Annotated in this window: 14 protein-coding genes; 7 read left to right on the forward strand and 7 right to left on the reverse strand. The window is 65.3% G+C overall.

What is annotated here, in order from left to right:
• Positions 1 to 117 precede the first annotated feature (117 nt).
• Positions 118 to 1,170 (forward strand): bifunctional DNA-binding transcriptional regulator/O6-methylguanine-DNA methyltransferase Ada, encoded by a 1,053-nt coding sequence (ada, locus tag E2H86_RS20685; RefSeq protein ID WP_133331370.1) that lies wholly within the window; start codon positions 118 to 120, stop codon positions 1,168 to 1,170.
• Positions 1,171 to 1,226: 56 nt separating this feature from the next.
• On the forward strand, positions 1,227 to 3,629 hold the full coding sequence (locus E2H86_RS20690; RefSeq protein WP_133331209.1) for a DUF3772 domain-containing protein: 2,403 nt from the start codon (positions 1,227 to 1,229) through the stop codon (positions 3,627 to 3,629).
• A gap of 46 nt (positions 3,630 to 3,675) precedes the next feature.
• On the opposite strand, the gene E2H86_RS20695 is transcribed toward E2H86_RS20690, so the two are convergent.
• From E2H86_RS20695 to ehuB, 7 genes are all read right to left on the reverse strand, one after another.
• Entirely contained in the window at positions 3,676 to 5,106 is a 1,431-nt protein-coding gene (locus E2H86_RS20695; protein ID WP_133331211.1) for an aldehyde dehydrogenase family protein, read from the reverse strand.
• 12 nt (positions 5,107 to 5,118) lie between these two features.
• Complete coding sequence (locus E2H86_RS20700) at positions 5,119 to 6,618, reverse strand: purine-cytosine permease family protein (protein ID WP_133331213.1); 1,500 nt, start codon at positions 6,616 to 6,618, stop codon at positions 5,119 to 5,121.
• A 94-nt stretch (positions 6,619 to 6,712) separates the two neighbouring features.
• A complete protein-coding gene (locus tag E2H86_RS20705; protein WP_133331215.1) occupies positions 6,713 to 7,102 on the reverse strand; it encodes a YybH family protein in 390 nt (129 codons plus the stop codon).
• Between the two features lie 183 nt (positions 7,103 to 7,285).
• Entirely contained in the window at positions 7,286 to 8,080 is a 795-nt protein-coding gene (ehuA, locus tag E2H86_RS20710) for an ectoine/hydroxyectoine ABC transporter ATP-binding protein EhuA (RefSeq protein ID WP_165976111.1), read from the reverse strand.
• A 56-nt stretch (positions 8,081 to 8,136) separates the two neighbouring features.
• Complete coding sequence (gene ehuD, locus E2H86_RS20715) at positions 8,137 to 8,793, reverse strand: ectoine/hydroxyectoine ABC transporter permease subunit EhuD (protein ID WP_133331219.1); 657 nt, start codon at positions 8,791 to 8,793, stop codon at positions 8,137 to 8,139.
• The gene (gene ehuC / locus E2H86_RS20720; protein WP_133331221.1) at positions 8,790 to 9,449 is read right to left on the reverse strand and encodes an ectoine/hydroxyectoine ABC transporter permease subunit EhuC; all 660 of its coding nucleotides are present in this window, start codon (positions 9,447 to 9,449) and stop codon (positions 8,790 to 8,792) included. Before ehuC ends, ehuD begins: the two co-directional genes overlap by 4 nt.
• Before the next feature lie 62 nt (positions 9,450 to 9,511).
• A complete protein-coding gene (ehuB, locus tag E2H86_RS20725; RefSeq protein ID WP_133331223.1) occupies positions 9,512 to 10,360 on the reverse strand; it encodes an ectoine/hydroxyectoine ABC transporter substrate-binding protein EhuB in 849 nt (282 codons plus the stop codon).
• Positions 10,361 to 10,601: 241 nt separating this feature from the next.
• Between ehuB and E2H86_RS20730 the strand changes: the two genes are divergently transcribed.
• From E2H86_RS20730 to doeB, 5 genes are all read left to right on the forward strand, one after another.
• Complete coding sequence (locus E2H86_RS20730) at positions 10,602 to 11,996, forward strand: MocR-like ectoine utilization transcription factor EhuR (RefSeq protein ID WP_133331372.1); 1,395 nt, start codon at positions 10,602 to 10,604, stop codon at positions 11,994 to 11,996.
• A 132-nt stretch (positions 11,997 to 12,128) separates the two neighbouring features.
• Entirely contained in the window at positions 12,129 to 13,100 is a 972-nt protein-coding gene (eutB, locus tag E2H86_RS20735) for a hydroxyectoine utilization dehydratase EutB (protein ID WP_133331225.1), read from the forward strand.
• A gap of 32 nt (positions 13,101 to 13,132) precedes the next feature.
• The gene (gene eutC / locus E2H86_RS20740; protein ID WP_133331228.1) at positions 13,133 to 14,125 is read left to right on the forward strand and encodes an ectoine utilization protein EutC; all 993 of its coding nucleotides are present in this window, start codon (positions 13,133 to 13,135) and stop codon (positions 14,123 to 14,125) included.
• A gap of 36 nt (positions 14,126 to 14,161) precedes the next feature.
• Positions 14,162 to 15,352, forward strand: a complete 1,191-nt coding sequence (doeA, locus tag E2H86_RS20745) for an ectoine hydrolase DoeA (RefSeq protein WP_133331230.1) — start codon at positions 14,162 to 14,164, stop codon at positions 15,350 to 15,352.
• 3 nt (positions 15,353 to 15,355) lie between these two features.
• Positions 15,356 to 16,375 (forward strand): N(2)-acetyl-L-2,4-diaminobutanoate deacetylase DoeB, encoded by a 1,020-nt coding sequence (gene doeB / locus E2H86_RS20750; protein ID WP_133331232.1) that lies wholly within the window; start codon positions 15,356 to 15,358, stop codon positions 16,373 to 16,375.
• The last annotated feature ends 34 nt before the right edge of the window (positions 16,376 to 16,409 follow it).

The raw sequence follows: 16,409 nt of genomic DNA on the forward strand, positions 1-16,409 counted from the left end.
CGGGCAAGCCCGCTCCCACAGGTACAGCACAGCCCTCGGGACCTCACCAATCTCTGTGGGAGCGGGCTTGCCCGCGAAGGGGCCGGACCGGACGATGCAAACATGAGAACTTCCCAGATGACGCCCTACACCACCGAGACCCAACGCTGGCAAGCCGTGGAGTCGCGCGACGCCGGCGCCGTCGGCCACTTCGTCTATGCCGTGCGCACCACCGGCATCTACTGCCATCCAGGTTGCAGATCACGCATGGCCAAGCGCGAGAACGTCGAGTTCTTCGACACCCCGACCAGCGCCGAATCCGCAGGCTACCGCGCCTGCCGCCGCTGCCAGGGCAAGCCGGCCGATAACCGCCGCAGCGCGCTGATCACCCAGGCCTGCCGCCTGCTCGAAGAGCACCACAGCCCCCTCAGTCTCGACCAGCTCGGCGCACGTCTGGCGGTAAGCCCGTTTCATCTGCATCGTCTGTTCAAGGCCGAAACCGGCCTCACTCCCAAGGCCTACGCCATGGCCTTCCGCGCCCGGCGGCTGCGCGAGCGGCTGGGCGAAGGGCAGGGCTCGGTCACCGACGCGATCTACGACGCAGGTTACAATTCCAACAGCCGTTTCTACGCCAGTGCCGACCAACGCCTGGGCATGCAGCCGCGGATTTACCGGGCTGGCGGTGACGGCGCCGCCATCCATTTCGCTGTCGGGCAGTGCACGTTGGGCGCTATCCTGGTGGCGCAAAGCGCCAAGGGCATCTGCGCGATCTCGCTCGGTGACGATCCTCAAGCCCTGCTCGAAGCGCTGCAGGACCAATTTCCCAAGGCTGAGCTGATCGGTGCCGATGCCACCTACGAACGTCTGGTCGCCGAAGTCGTAGGTTTCGTCGAAGCCCCGGCGCTCGGCCTCGACCTGCCCCTGGATGTGCAGGGCACGGCGTTCCAGGAGCGCGTCTGGCAGGCCCTGCGTGAAGTGCCGGTGGGCAGTCAAGTCAGCTACAGCGACATGGCCGAGCGCATTGGCGCGCCGCGGGCCGTGCGCGCGGTGGCCATGGCTTGCGCGGCCAATCGCATCGCCGTAGCCATTCCTTGCCATCGGGTGGTACGCCGCGACGGCGACATCAGTGGTTACCGCTGGGGCGTGGAACGCAAGCGGCAGCTGCTGGATCGAGAAGCGGCACTCTCCTGATTGCCTGAAGCCGCGTAGAATCTGCCGCCAGATCGGAATGTAAAGAGGAACATTCGATGGGGCGTGTCAGCCTTGCTCGTTTCTACCTGGGTGTGTTGGCCCTGATGCTGGCGCTGGCCAGCCCCGCCTGGGCGGCACCAGCCACACCGCTGTCGAACCTGAGCGTGGGTGAGATGCCTGCGCTCGATGAAAATGCCAGCCTCGAGCAGCTCAGCGATCGGCTCGACGTGATCCGACAAGGGGTCACCAGCGACGCCAACGACGATGTGCTGGCACAGTTGCGCCTGGCCACTATCCAGGTCCAGCGCCAGGCCGATGCGCTCAGCGCCGAGCGCACTGCCGACGTCAGCAAGCTGGATGACAAGCTCAATGTGCTGGGCCCGGTGCAGCCGGACGAGGCCGCTGCCCTGACCCAGCAACGCAAACAGCTCGCCGCCGAGAAGAAGGCGCTGGTGGCTCAGCAGGAGCAGGCGACCAAGCTGACCCAGTCGGCACGCGACCTGTCGACCCAGATCGTCAACCTGCGGCGCAGTCAGTTCAACTCGCAGATCACCAGTCGCGCCGCTTCGCCGCTGAGCCCGAGCTTCTGGCGCAGCATCATCCGCCCCACCCAGGATGACGTGGCGCGCCTGCGCGACCTGCAAGGCGAGGCCACCGATGCCATCGCCAGTGCGTTCGATGCCGTCCATCGCTGGCTGTTCATCGGCAGCCTGGTCGCTGCGATCCTGGTGTGGACCGTGCTACGCGGCCTGATCGAACGCGGCCTGGCCCACGCCATGGTGCGCTGGTTGCCGGAAGGGCGCTTGCGCCGTGGTGCCCTGGCCGTCGGTGTGAGCCTGGCGACGCTGGGGACCATCGCCGGTTCGGTATCGTTGGTGCGTTGGGGCTTGGAGAGCAGTGCCGAGCTGGGCGCGGATATCGCCAGCGTGACCAACCATGTGCTGACCCTGGTGGTGTTCAGCGCATTCATCACCGGGCTGGGGCGCGCCATGCTGATGCTGCAGAGACCGTCCTGGCGTCTGCCGCCGATTCACGATGAAGTGGCCAGTGCACTGGGATGGTTCCCCAAGTTGCTGGCCCTGGCGTTGATGGTCATGGTGACCTTGGAGCGCATCAACAGCGTGATCGGCGCCAGTCTGGCGCTCACGGTCGCGGTCAATGGACTGACCGCGCTGGTCGTGGCAGTGATCTTCTCCACCGCCCTGATGCGCTATCGCCGCACCCTGCGCGAGCATGATCTGGAGCGCCCGAGCGGCATCGCCGGGCTGATTCCCTTCGTAATGGTGGTGTGGCTGGCGGCGATTCTGTTGTCACTGCTGGCAGGCTACCTGACCCTGGCCTACTACCTGACCGCCAAGTTGCTGTGGGTCAGCCTGGTCACCACCTGCGCCTACCTGCTGACCACCTTCCTCGGCGATCTCTGCGAGACGCTGCTGTCGCCGCGGCAACCGGGCGGCCTGGCCCTGGCCGCGTCGCTCGGCCTGGCGCCTCGGCACCAGGCCCAGGCCAGTACCATCCTGGCCGGTATCGGCCGCACCACCTTGCTGTTCCTCGCCCTGCTGCTGGTGCTGATGCCTTCAGGCACCAGCCCCGCCGAACTGATGGCCAGCCTGGGCGATTGGGACGGCACCGGCGGCAAGATACTGGGTAACCTGAACATCGTGCCCCAGGATATCCTGATGGCGTTGGTGCTGTTCTTCGGCGGCCTTTTCGGCCTGCGCGTGATCAAGCGCTGGCTCAGTGAACGGCTGTTGCCGGAAACCGACATGGACGCCGGCATGCGTGCCTCGCTGGTGACCTTGGTCGGTTACCTGGGCTTCATCTTCCTGGCCATGCTGGTGATGACGACCCTGCACATCAATCTGACCAGCTTGACCTGGGTGGTCAGTGCGCTGTCGGTAGGTATCGGTTTTGGCTTGCAGCAAATCGTGCAGAACTTCATTTCTGGCCTGATCCTGCTCACCGAGCGGCCGGTCAAGGTGGGCGACTGGGTGAGCCTGGCCGGGGTGGAGGGTGATATCCGGCGGATCAACGTGCGCGCTACCGAAATCCAGATGTCCGACCGTTCGACGGTGATCGTGCCCAACTCCCAGTTCATCTCCCAGAACGTGCGTAACGTGACCATGGGCAATGCCCTGGGGGTGGTCGGCATTACCTTGACCTTGCCCTTGGAGACTGATGCCAACCGCGTGCGCGAGTTGCTGCTGTCGGCGTTCCAGGCGCATGAGAGCATTCTCGATGCGCCTGCCTGCTCGGTGTCGTTCAAGGACCTGACAACCAGCGGCATGGTAATCAGCGTCAGTGGTTACGTGGCGGGACCCCGGCAGGTGTCGGGGACCCGCAGTGATTTGCTGTTCACCATCCTCGGGCGGCTGCGGGACGAGGGGATTGCCTTGTCTTCGCCACAGAGCATGGTGTTGGTGCAGGAAGGGGGGCGCTCGGCGCAAGAGTCGGTTTAGGGGGAGTGGTGGGCGTGGAGCGAGGAGCCTTGGCCAGCTCCCTGGATCACCCCAAGCACCGCGTCACATGCTTGACCGACTGATACGCCGCCAAGCCCCAGGGCCCAAGCTCGCGGCCAATGCCGCTGCCCTTGGTGCCACCCCACGACGTTTCGACGAACACCGCCTGGATCGAGTTGATCCACACATGCCCGACCTCCAGCGCATCGGCCACCCGCTCGGCACGCATCAGGTCGGCCGAGCAAACGGTGGCGACCAGCCCGAAGCGGCTGTCGTTGGCCTCGGCGATGGCCTGCGCCTCGCTGGCGAAGCGGCGGGCGCAGAGCACCGGGCCGAAGATTTCCTCGGTCCACAGGCGACTGTCGTTGGGGACGTCTGTATACAGCGTGGGGCTGACGAACCAGCCGTCGCGCTCCAGCGTCTTGCCGCCGGCCAGGCAACGCAGGCCTTCCTCGCGTGCAGTAGCGAAGTAGCCGGCGACCTTGAGCCACTGCGCCTGGCTGGTCAGCGGCCCCATGTCGACCTCCTCGCTCAGCGGGTTGCCCACGCGCAGCCCTTGCAGCGCCTGTTGCAAGCGCGGCAGCAGGGCATCGGCGATGCCGTCCTGCACCAGCAGGCGTGAAGTCGCCGAGCACATCTGCCCGGCGTTCCAGGTGATCCCGGCGACGATCCACTCCACTGCCTGTTCGACATCGCAGTCGTCGAACACCACGATCGCCGACTTGCCGCCCAACTCCAGGGTCACTGGCCGGCAGTGGGCCGCGCTACTGCGCATCACCTGGCTTCCGACACTGTTGCTACCGGTGAACGAGAGCTTGTCCAGGCCCGCGTGATTGCTCAGCGCAGCTCCGACCTCGGCCTTGCCGTTGACGATGTTCAGCACCCCGACGGGCAGCCCGATCGCCTCGGCGATCTGGCCGTAAGCCAGTTCGACCAGCGGAGTGATCTCCGAAGGCTTGAGCACTACGGTGCAACCGGCCGCCAGGGCCGGGGCAATCTTCCAGGCGCTGGTCACCAGGGGGAAGTTCCATGGCACGATCAGCCCTACCACGCCGACCGGTTCGAGCCGGGTGCGGGCGCTGAAACCGGGAGCCGCCAGGGGCACGTCGCGGTTCTGCAAGGGCAACTGCTCGGCCAGGTCGGCGTAGTAGCTGAAGGTCGCCAGCGCATCCTCCAGGTCGATTTCCGCTTCGTGCCGAGGCTTGCCGTTGTTACGCATCTGCAGCTCGATGAGGGCTTCGCGACGTTGCCCAAGCTGCTCTGCGAACCCCCGCAAGTAGGTGGCCCGCGCCGAGGGCTCGACCTGCTTCCAGGCCGGTAGGGCCTGGCGCGCGGCAGCCACCGCCTGGTCGACCTGGGCCACGCTGGCGGCCATCAGTTCGGCGAACGGCAACCCAAGGGAGGGATCGTTGACGCTGATGCAGTCGCTGCCCTGGCCTTCGACCCAATGGCCGGCGATGTAGTGGGAAGTGGTCATGTGAATATCCAGTCAGGCCGGGTCGGCAAAGGTTACGGGCGCGTGCGCGGTGCTTTTGCAACGCACCCAGCGCGGGCCGTTGGGGCCGTACACGCCAGCAGGTTCGGGGAACAGGTTGAGCAGTAGCAGGTACAGCAGGCCAGCTACGCCAAGTGTCACCGGCAGGCTCAGGTCGATGCCACCGGCCAGATCCCCCAACGGGCCGACGAACTGCCCCGGCAGGTTGACGAAGCACAGGCCGATCACCGCGCTGGGGATCCAGGCGCCCATGCCGCGCCAGTTCCAGCCGTGCAGGAACCAGTAGTGGCCGCCGCGCTGGCCGCGGGTGAACACCTGCAGGTCGTCGGCATGGTAGAAGCCGCGACGGGTGATCAGGCCCAGGATCATGATCACCATCCACGGGCTGGTGCAGGTGATGATCAACACGGCGAAGGTCGACACGCTCTGCACCAGGTTGAAGGTGAAGCGGCCGATGAAGATGAAGGCGATGGCCAGCACGCCAATCAGCAGGGTGGCGCCGGCGCGGCTGAGCAGGCGCGGGAACACGCTGGACATGTCCAGCCCCGTGCCATACAGCGCGGTGGTGCCGGTGGACATGCCGCCGATCACCGCGATCAGGCACACCGGCAGGAAGAACCAGCTCGGCGATACCGCCAACAGGCCGCCGACGTAGTTGTTGGCAGCGATGTAGTCCGGTGCCTGGCTGGCCACCAGGGTGGCGGTGCACAGGCCGAACAGGAACGGGATCAGCGTCGCGACCTGGGCGGCGATCACCGCCAGCATGATGCGCGCCTTCGGCGTTTGCCGTGGGATATAGCGCGACCAGTCGCCAAGGAACGCGCCGAACGACACCGGATTGCTCATCGCCAGGATCGCCGCACCGACGAACGCAGCCCAGAAGCCGGCCTGGCCGAGGCTGACGCTGCCGGCGTAACCGGCATCGAACGGCCCGGCAAAGGCGAAGATGCCGAGCAGGAACAGCAGGCTCGAGGCCCACACGGCGATCTTGTTCACCCACAGCATGAAGCGGAAGCCGAAGATGCACACTACCAGTACCAGCACCGCGAACAGACCATAGGCCAGGCCCAGGGTCAGATCGGTTTCCGGCAGGCCGACCAGGCGCTTGGCGCCGCCGACCAGGGCATCGCCCGAACTCCACACCGACAGCGAGAAGAATGCCACGGCGGTCAGCAGCGACAGGAATGAGCCGACGATACGCCCGTGCACGCCAAAGTGCGCGCCCGAGGACACCGCATTGTTGGTCCCGTTGAGAGCGCCGAACAGGCCCATGGGGGCAAGGATCAGTGCGCCCACCCCAACGCCGAGCAGAATTGCCCAGGCACCCGCCTGGAACGACAGGCCGAACAGCACCGGGAAGCTGCCCAGTACGGCGGTGGCGAAAGTGTTGGCGCCGCCGAAGATCAGGCGGAACAGGTCCAGCGGGGAGGCGTCGCGTTGATCGTCAGGGATCTGTTCGACGCCGTTGGTCTCGATACCGGTCGAGTGGCTCATGGTGATGCTCCAGCGCGGTTGTTGTAGACGCGGTGCGTTGCACGGGTCGTTTTTGTGGTGCGATGGCAGGGCGGCAAGGCCGCAGGAAATCGAATCAGGCCGGGGTCACGACCGACAGGTGCTCATGACACGCCAACCAGCGTTCGCCGTGGCGACGGAAAACAATGGTCTCACGCTCGGCCAGCCGATGTTCCTCGCCAGCGCTGCGAATGTGCGTGGCCACATCGTGCATGAAGACCGCGACATCGCCCTGCAGGCTGACCTGCGCATTGCTCGACTGGCAGCCGAGCACGGCGAAGCCTTCGGCCTGCCATTGGGCCCAGAGGTCTTCATAGGCACGGCGCGACAGCAGCGGCTGCGGCAGGGTGTGGAAGAGGAACGTGGCGTCTTCGCTGAAGCAGGCGAAGTAGCGAGCGGTGTCGTTGCTGGCGAAGGCGTCGACGAGGGCGTCGGCGGCTTGTCGTACCTGAAGGGTCTGGTCCACGGGAGTGGCCTCACGTTTATTGTGATTGTGTTGAGGCGATTCTGGTGGGGGAGGGCGAAGGGAAAAATCGGTGGGAGGAAATAATTAGTTCAGGAATTCGTGAAGTGATTGCCCTCCGGGCTGCCGGCATGGCGTGTGCTCACAGGCGCCGAGGGGCGGCCAGGCCACCCCTGGGAGCTTCAATCAGTTCGCATCGCGCACCGCGCTGAGGAATGTCCGGGTACGTTCCTGCTGCGGATTCTCGAAAATCTGCGCCGGGGTGCCTTGTTCATGGATCTGCCCCTTGTAGAAGAAGCACACCCGGTCAGCGAACTCGCGGGCAAACCCCATCTGGTGCGTGACCATCAGCATGGTCAGGTTGTGTTCGCTGCCCAAGCGGCGAATCACGTTGAGCACCTCGCCGCACAGCTCCGGGTCCAGTGCCGAGGTCACCTCATCGAACAGCATCACCTTGGGCCGCATCGCCAGTGCCCTGGCAATCGCCACGCGCTGTTGCTGGCCGCCGGACAGTTGCGATGGGTAGTGTTCGAACTTGTTACCCAGGCCGACCATCTCCAACAGCTCGGCAGCGCGCTCGCGTGCTTCGGCTGGCTTGACGCCCAGTACCTGCACCGGGGCCTCGATGACGTTCTGCAAGGCGCTCATGTGAGGGAACAGGTTGAAGCTCTGGAACACCATGCCGATCTTCGCCCGCACCCTGCGCACATGGCGTTCGTTGGCCGCGACCAGTGCGCCGTTGCGCCCCGGCATATGGGTCAGCGATTCGCCGTCGACGTCGATTACGCCCTGATCGATGCCTTCGAGGGTCATCAGCACCCGCAGCAAGGTCGACTTGCCCGAGCCGCTGGGGCCGATGATCGCCACCTTTTCGCCGGGGGCGACATTCAGGTTCAGGCCATCGAGCACGGTAAAGCTGCCGTAGCGTTTGGTCACGTCCTTGAAACTGACGAGGGGTTGGGCAATGGCCGCTGTGGGCATGCTGGTATCCCGGGGCAAGGGGGTGGCAGTGGCGAGTGGGGTCACAGGCGCGATCATCAGCGGAGCTCCAGGCGCACTTCGAGGCGCCGAACGAGATAGGCCAGAGCGATGCTCAAGGCCAGGAAGAACAGGCCGACCAGGGTGATCGGCTCCAGGTAGCGGAAGCTCTCGGAACCGATGTTCTTGGCCTGCTGCATGATTTCCACCACGGTGATGGCCGACAGCACCGGAGTGTCCTTGAGCATGGCGATCAGGTAGTTGCCCAGCGGCGGCAGGATCGGTCGGATCGCCTGGGGCAGGATGATCGTCCGGTAGGCGGTCCAGGGCGCGAAGTTCAGCGCCACCACCGCTTCCCATTGGCTGCGTGCCACCGAATCGAGGCCGCCGCGGTACACCTCGGCCAGGTAGCAGGCGTAGTGCACGCCGATACCGATGATGCCCGCCTGCAGGGCGGTCATGCTGACCCCGTAGTTGGGCAGCACGTAGTACAGGAAATACACCTGGATGAGCAGCGGCGTACTGCGGATGAATTCGATCAGCAATGCCACCGGCCACGACAGCCAGGCATGGCGGCTGCGCCGGGCGATGGCCAGGAACAGGCCCAGCACCACGGCGATCAGGAAGCCTACCAGGGTGATGCCGAGGGTTTTCAGCGACGCCTGCAACAAGCCCGGCAGGATCTGTGCGACGTAATTCCAGTCCCAGAGGTTCATGACAGGCTCCCCCGCAGGCGACCACGGCTCAGGCGTCGTTCGACCCGGCGCATGAGGAAGTTGATGACCTGTGCCAGGAAGAAGTACAGCAACAGGGTCAGGCTGAAGATCTCCAGAGTCTGGAAGGTCGCCTGGTCGAGCTGGCGGGCACGAAAGCTCAGGTCCGACAGGGTGATCAACGACACCAGCGACGTGTTTTTCAGCAACTCGATCAGCAGGTTGGTGCCTGGGGCGATGGCTGCCAGCAAGGCCTGGGGCAGGATCACCCGGCGAAAGCGTGTGGCGGCGGGCATGTTCAGTGCGGTGCAGGCTTCGTATTGCCCCTTGGCCACCGAGCTGATCGCCCCGCGCATCACCTCGGCACCATAGGCACCGATATGCAGCCCGAGGCCGACGATGGCCACGGTATAGGCGCTCAGTTCGAGGTTGAACGGTGGCAACGGCAGCACGAAGAACAGCCAGAACAACTGCACCAGCAACGAGGTGCCACGGAACACCTCGATGTAGGCCACGCAGAACCAGCTCAAAGGCCGCCAGGAAGAGCGCCGGCCCAGTGCGGCGAGGATCGCCGCGACGATGGCCAGCAACGAGCCGAAGACGGTGACCTGGACCGTGATCCAGACCCCTTGCAGTAACAACGGTATCAATTCACCCATGATTCGACCTGACTAATCGGATGACACAGGGAATGGCACGGCAAGCACCATGCCACCTCGACTCACGGCTGGGCACAGAGCTCGGCGGCGGTCTTGTCGGTCACGTTGGAGCGGTCGAAGCCGAACGGTGCGACGGCCTTGAGATGCTCCTCGCTGCCCAGCCACTTCTTCAGTTCGGCGTTGACCGCATCGCGCAAATCCTTGTCTTCGGGGCGGAAGGCCAAGGCGCCGTAGCCGGTGTGGGCCGGATCGTCGCTGAAGTCGCTGATCGCCTCGACCTTGTCGCCGCCTTTCTTGGCCAGGCCCTTCATGGTCAGCTGGGTGCCCACGGCGGCATCGGCGCGACCGGCGCGCACGGCCTGCAATTGCGCGGTGGTGTCGGGAACCTGGAGTATCTGCGCATCGCTGACGCCCGAATCGCGGGCATAGGCAAGGTTGACCGTGCCCGCCATGATCGCCAGCTTTGCGTCGGAATTCTTGGCGATATCGGCATAGCTGTGCAGGTTCTTCGGGTTGCCTCGGGCTACCAGCAGGGTGTCGGGCAAGGCGTATTGCGGGTCGGTGAAGATCACCTGCTTGCAGCGGGCCGGGGTGATGTACATGCCAGCGGCAATCACATCGAAGCGTCCCGCGCGCAGCCCAGGGATCAACGACCCCCACTCGGTGAGGACACCATCGACCTGCTTGATGCCCATCTTCTCGAAGATGATCCGGGCGATTTCCGGCGACTCGCCGGTGACCCGGCCATCGGTCTCGGTGTAGGCGAACGGCGTTTCATTGGCGTAGCCGATGCGCAGGCGGCTGTTTTCCTTGATCTCCTGCAGGCTGGCGGCCTGTGCGCTGGCGAGCAGGCCGAGGGTGGCACAGGCCACCAGCAGGCGGTGGAACGGACGGTTGGAAGGCTGGCTCATCAATGAATCTCCTGTTTGTTATAAAAACCGTCGACGACGGCTCTGTGTTAGGAGGCAGTGGAGCAAAACAGCGAAAGCAGGGCCGGTCGTTTGTTCGAGGCTGCCAGGCAGCGTGGGTGTCGACCTTGGGCCGAGCATACAAAAGCTGCAACCGCGATGGCATTGCACTAGGACAATTGCCCGGGCCCGTTCTACAGGTGATGCTGTGTCCCTGGCCCCGGCAAGTGAAGCGAACATCATGATGCACAGTTGGAAGGCAGCCCTGGACGCCGCCCGCATCGGCGAGTCCAAGTACAAGATTCTGGTCCAGGCCGTCACCGGCGAGATCGAGCGTGGCGTGCTGGTGCACGATCAACGCCTGCCACCGCAGCGCCAGGTCGCCGATGCCCTGGGGATCAGCGTGCAGACCGTGACCAATGCCTACAAGGAACTGGAACGCCAGGGCTTGGTGCGCTGCGAGATCGGTCGAGGCAGTTTCGTCAGTCGACGCATGAGCGACCGTGTGTCGGATGACATCATCGACCTGCCCGAGCGCACCCTGGTCGATTTCTCCATCACTCGCATTCTTCATACCCAGGTGCACGAGCGCATCTGGCGCGAGACCTGCGCCGAACTGGCCGTGGAAGAGGAGCAGCCGTGGATCCATGCCTACCGGCCGATCGCCGGTTTCCAGAGCCATCGCGAGGCGGCGGTACGCTGGCTGGATGGCCTGGGCATGCAGGTCGAACATGACGACGTGCTGGTGACCAATGGCGCCGCCCACGCCATCTTCCTGGCCTTGGCTTCCCTGGCCGGGCCCGATGACGTGGTGCTGTGCGAGGGGCTGACCGACCATGGCGTGATCGGTAATTCGCAGGTGTTGGGTTTCACCCTCAAGGGCCTGGAGATGGACCGCGAGGGCATCGACCCGGAGCATTTCGAAGACATCTGCAGCAATGAGCGGGTGACCGCGCTGGTGTGCACACCCAATCTCAACAATCCGACGGTCAGCCTCATGCCCGACGCCCGGCGCCAGGAAATCGCTGCGATCGCCCGGCGTTTTGGTGTGCACATCATCGAAGATGACGTCTACGGGCCGTTGCTCGGTGGCCGCCAGGCACGGCCGCTCAGTTCGTATGCGCCGGAACTGTCGTTCTACTGCACGAGCCTGACCAAGTCGGTGCTGACCGGACTGCGCGTGGGCTACCTGGCCATGCCCAAGCGCCTGGCACTGCGCACCGAGAGCATTCTGCGGGTCAACAGCTGGATGGCGACGCCCCTGGTGGCGGAGATCGCTTCACGCTGGATCAATGATGGGCGAGCGCTGCAACTGGTCGAGTTGCAGCGCAAGTTGCTGAGCGAGCGTCAGGCACTGCTGCGTGAGTACCTGGGTGAATATCTGCGTGGTCAGCACGAGCATGCCCTGGGGGCGTGGCTGAACATACCCGAGCGCTGGGAAGTCGACAGCCTGGTGCGCGCCTTGCGTCGTCGGCAGATCGCAGTGACCCCGCCGGAGCCGTTCCTGGTACGCGGCACGCCGCGGCCGCGGGCCGTGCGTCTATGCGTGGGCGCCGAATGTTCCGAGGCGAAACTGCGCCAGGCCCTGGGTGACATGCGCGAGTTGTTCGGCCAGTACCCGCAGATCCACGAGCTCTGATTCGCCGGCCAGAACACCGTCCGGCGCCCTGGTCCGGTCAAATTCTCAGGCAAATTGCCCTAGTACATTCATCGCGACAATTTTCGCCTCATACACTCGGCCCAACATCAGGTCACTCGTTGGGTCCCGGTCATGTCAGCGCTTTCGCTTCACGATCTCTATGTCGCCCGCCAGCGCATCCAAGGCCTGGTGCGTCATACCCCGCTGGAGTTGTCAGCCAGCCTGAGCCGGCGCCTGGGCGTGCCGGTCTACCTGAAACTCGAAGCCTTGCAGACCACCGGCAGCTTCAAGCTGCGCGGCGCCAGCAATGCCATCGCCGCGCTCGATCCGCAGCAGCGCTCGCGAGGTGTGGTCACCGCATCCACGGGTAACCATGGTCGGGCAGTGGCACATGCCGCCGCGCAACTGGGCGTCAAGGCCACCGTGTTCCTTTCGCATCTGGTGCCAGACAACAAGGTGCAGGCCATTCGCGACCTGGGTGCGCAGGTGTGCATCGTCGGCCAGTCCCAGGACGATGCCCAGCACGCCGCGCAACAGCTTGCCGAAGACCACGGCGCAGCGCTGATACCTCCCTTTGACCATCGGCATGTCATCGCTGGGCAGGGCACCCTCGGCCTGGAAATCATCGAGCAGTTGCCCGAGGTCGATCAGGTGCTGATCCCACTCTCTGGTGGCGGCCTGTTCGCCGGCGTGGCCTTGGCCCTGAAGAGCATCAATCCAGCGATCGCCACCCATGGCATCAGCATGCAGCGCGGCGCGGCGATGCACGCCAGCCTGCAGGCCGGCTGCCCGGTCGAGGTGGAAGAACTGACGACCCTGGCCGACTCGCTCGGCGGCGGTATCGGCCTGGACAACCAGCACACCCTGGCCATGACCCGGCGCCTGCTCGACCACCTGCACCTGCTCCCCGAGGCCTCGATCGCCAACGGCATGCGCCACGCCTACCAGCAGGAGCGCCTGGTGCTCGAAGGCGCCGGCGCGGTCGGTATCGCCGCGCTGCTCGACGGCCTGGTGGCTCCCCGGGGGCCGGTCGTGGTGGTGGTCAGTGGGCGCAATGTCGACAGCGCTCAGCATCAACGCGTCATCAACGGCGGCGACGCCTGAGACATCACGTTCCTTCAACTGGAGGTATTCGAATGCCGGCCATCACCTTGCTCAGCGAAGCCGACCTGCGTAGCTGCATCACCCTTGACCGCGATGCCCTCGACGCCATCGAACAGGCCTTTGCCGCGCTTGCCACCACCTCGGTCGCGATGCCACCGATCCTGCGCCTGGACGTGCCCGAGCACAACGGCGAAGTGGACGTGAAAACCGCCTACCTGCCGGGGCTGGCGCGCTTCGCCATCAAGGTCAGCCCGGGCTTCTTCGACAACCCCTCGCTGGGCCTTCCCAGCCTCAACGGCATGATGATGCTGTTGTCGGCACGCACCGGCTTGCTCGATGCCTTGTTGCTCGACAACGGCTACCTCACTGCCGTGCGAACCGCCGCCGCAGGTGCGGTGGCCGCGCGTTGGCTGTCGCGTGCCGACAGCCGCCGGGTGGCGCTGATCGGCAACGGGGAGCAGGCCCGTCTACAACTGCAGGCACTGCGCCTGGTGCGTCCGATCGAGCAGGTCAAGGTCTGGGGGCGCGATGCCGAGAAGACCGCCGCGTTGTGCGATGAGCTCGGTCGCGACGGGTGCCTGCAGGTGCAGGCGTGTCTGGACGTCGACCAGGCCATGCAGGCGGTCGACATCGCCATCACCTGCACACCCAGCCGCGAGCCTCTGATCCAACCGCATCACCTGCAGCCCGGCCTGCACATCACCGCCATGGGGTCGGACGCCGAACACAAGAACGAGATCGCCCCCCAGGCCCTGGCCCAGCTCGATCGCTATGTCGCCGACCGTCTGAGCCAGACCCGCGTGCTGGGCGAGTTGCACCACGCCTTGCGTGCCGGGGCGGTCAGCGCGGATGCCGAGTTTTCCGAGCTCGGCCAGATCGTCGCCGGCCTTCGCCCCGCCCGCCAGACCGACGCCGAGGTCACCCTCTGCGATCTGACCGGCACCGGGGTCCAGGACACCGCCATCGCCAACCTCGCCTTCGAGCGTGCAGTCGCCGCCGGCAAAGGCCTGGCGTTTCTCAGCTGAAGACTTTCGCAACCCACTCACAAGAAGGGCATCCGTATGTCACAGACCGTGGTCAACCTGCCGTTCAGCCGGCAAGAGTACGCCCAGCGCCTGGCCAAGACCCGCAGCGCCATGCAGGCGCAGGGCCTGGAACTGTTGCTGGTAACCGATCCATCGAACATGGCCTGGCTGACCGGCTATGACGGCTGGTCATTCTACGTGCACCAGTGCGTGTTGCTGGCGCTCGATGGCGAGCCGATCTGGTTCGGCCGTGGACAGGATGCCAACGGGGCCAAGCGCACGGTGTTCATGGACCACGACAACATCGTCGGCTACCCGGACATCTATGTGCAGTCGCGCGAGCGTCACCCGATGGACTACCTGTGCCAGGAAGTGATCCTGGCCAAGGGCTGGGGTGGCCTGAGCATCGGCGTGGAAATGGACAACTATTACTTCAGCGCTGCGGCCTACCTGGCCCTGTGCAAGCACCTGCCCCAGGCGCGCCTGACCGATGCCGCAGGCCTGGTCAACTGGCAGCGAGCTATCAAGTCGCCCCAGGAAATCGAGTACATGCGCATTGCCGCGCGCATCGTCGAGCAGATGCATGGATGCATCCTCGAACGCATCGAGCCCGGCATGCGCAAGAACGAGCTGGTGGCCGAGATCTACCGCAGCGGTATCCTCGGTGCCGACGGCCACGGTGGTGACTACCCGGCCATCGTGCCACTGCTGCCCACCGGCGCCGACGCCAGCGCGCCGCACCTGACCTGGGACGATTCGCCGTTCGTCCGCGGCGCCGGCACCTTCTTCGAGATCGCCGGCTGCTATAAGCGCTATCACTGCCCACTGTCGCGCACGGTGTATTTGGGCAAGCCACCGCAGCACTTCCTGGACGGCGAAAAAGCCGTGGTCGAAGGCATCGCCGCCGGCCTGGAGGCCGCCCGACCCGGCAATACCACCGGCGACATCGCCCGGGCGTTCTTCGCCGTACTGGAGAAGTTCGGCATCCACAAGGACAGCCGCTGCGGCTATCCGATCGGTATCAGCTACCCGCCTGACTGGGGCGAACGCACCATGAGCCTGCGCCCGAGCGACACCAGCGTGCTGCAACCGGGCATGACCTTCCACTTCATGCCGGGGCTGTGGATGGACGACTGGGGCCTGGAGATCACCGAAAGCATCCTCATCACCGAGACCGGGGTCCAGACCCTGTGCAACGTGCCGCGCCAGCTGTTCGTGAAGGACTGAACCATGAATGCAATCGCACAGGCCAGCGCCACCCCGGCCAACCCGATCAGTTGCACCCTGGACTTCGAGTGCGACGGCGTGCAGCACGGCTTTCTCAAGCTGCCGTACTCCCGTGACGACTCGGCCTGGGGCGCGGTGATGATCCCGCTGACCGTGGTCAAGAACGGCAGCGGCCCAACGGCCCTGCTCACCGGTGGCAACCATGGCGACGAGTACGAAGGGCCGGTGGCGCTGAGCAAGCTGGCCCAGCAGCTGCAAGCCGAGCAGGTCAGCGGGCGGGTGATCATCGTGCCGTTCATGAACACTCCGGCGTTCCAGGCAGGCACCCGCACCTCGCCGATCGACAAGGGCAACCTCAACCGCAGCTTTCCCGGTCGACCCGACGGCAGCGTGACGGAGAAGATCGCCGACTACTTCCGCCGCACCTTGCTGCCACTGGCCGATATCGTCCTGGATATCCATTCCGGTGGTCGCACCCTTGATTTCCTGCCGTTCGCGGCCTGTCACGTGCTGCCCGACAAGGCCCAGCAGGCACGCTGCGAAGCGGGCATGCAGGCCTTCGCCGCGCCCTACGGCATGCGCATGCTGGAGCTCGACGCCCAGGCGATGTACGACACCGCCGCGGAGGAGCAGGGCAAGGTGTTCGTCACCACCGAGCTTGGCGGCGGCGGCACTTCCACGGCCAAGAGCGTGGCCCTGGCCGAGCGCGGGGTGCGCAACCTGCTGATCCACGCCGGCATCCTCGCCGGCGACATGCAGCGCGGCGAAACCATCCTGCTCGACATGCCCGATGGCGATTGCTTCATCGCCAGCGAACACGACGGCCTGCTGGAAATGTGCCGCGACCTGGGCGAGACGGTCAGCCAGGGCGAGGTGATCGCGCGCATCCATGATATCCGCCGCACCGGCAGCGCCCCGCTCGAATACCGCGCCAAACGCAACGGCCTGCTCGCCGCCCGGCACTTCCCGGGGCTGGTGAAGTGTGGCGACACCCTGGCGGTGATCGCCGACGTGCTGGCCTGACCCCGGCGCCACGATAACGAGGTATGGAGAACAG

It is taken from the genome of Pseudomonas putida (assembly GCF_004357765.1).
In the GTDB taxonomy this organism is placed as follows: Bacteria; Pseudomonadota; Gammaproteobacteria; order Pseudomonadales; family Pseudomonadaceae; genus Aquipseudomonas; species Aquipseudomonas putida_U.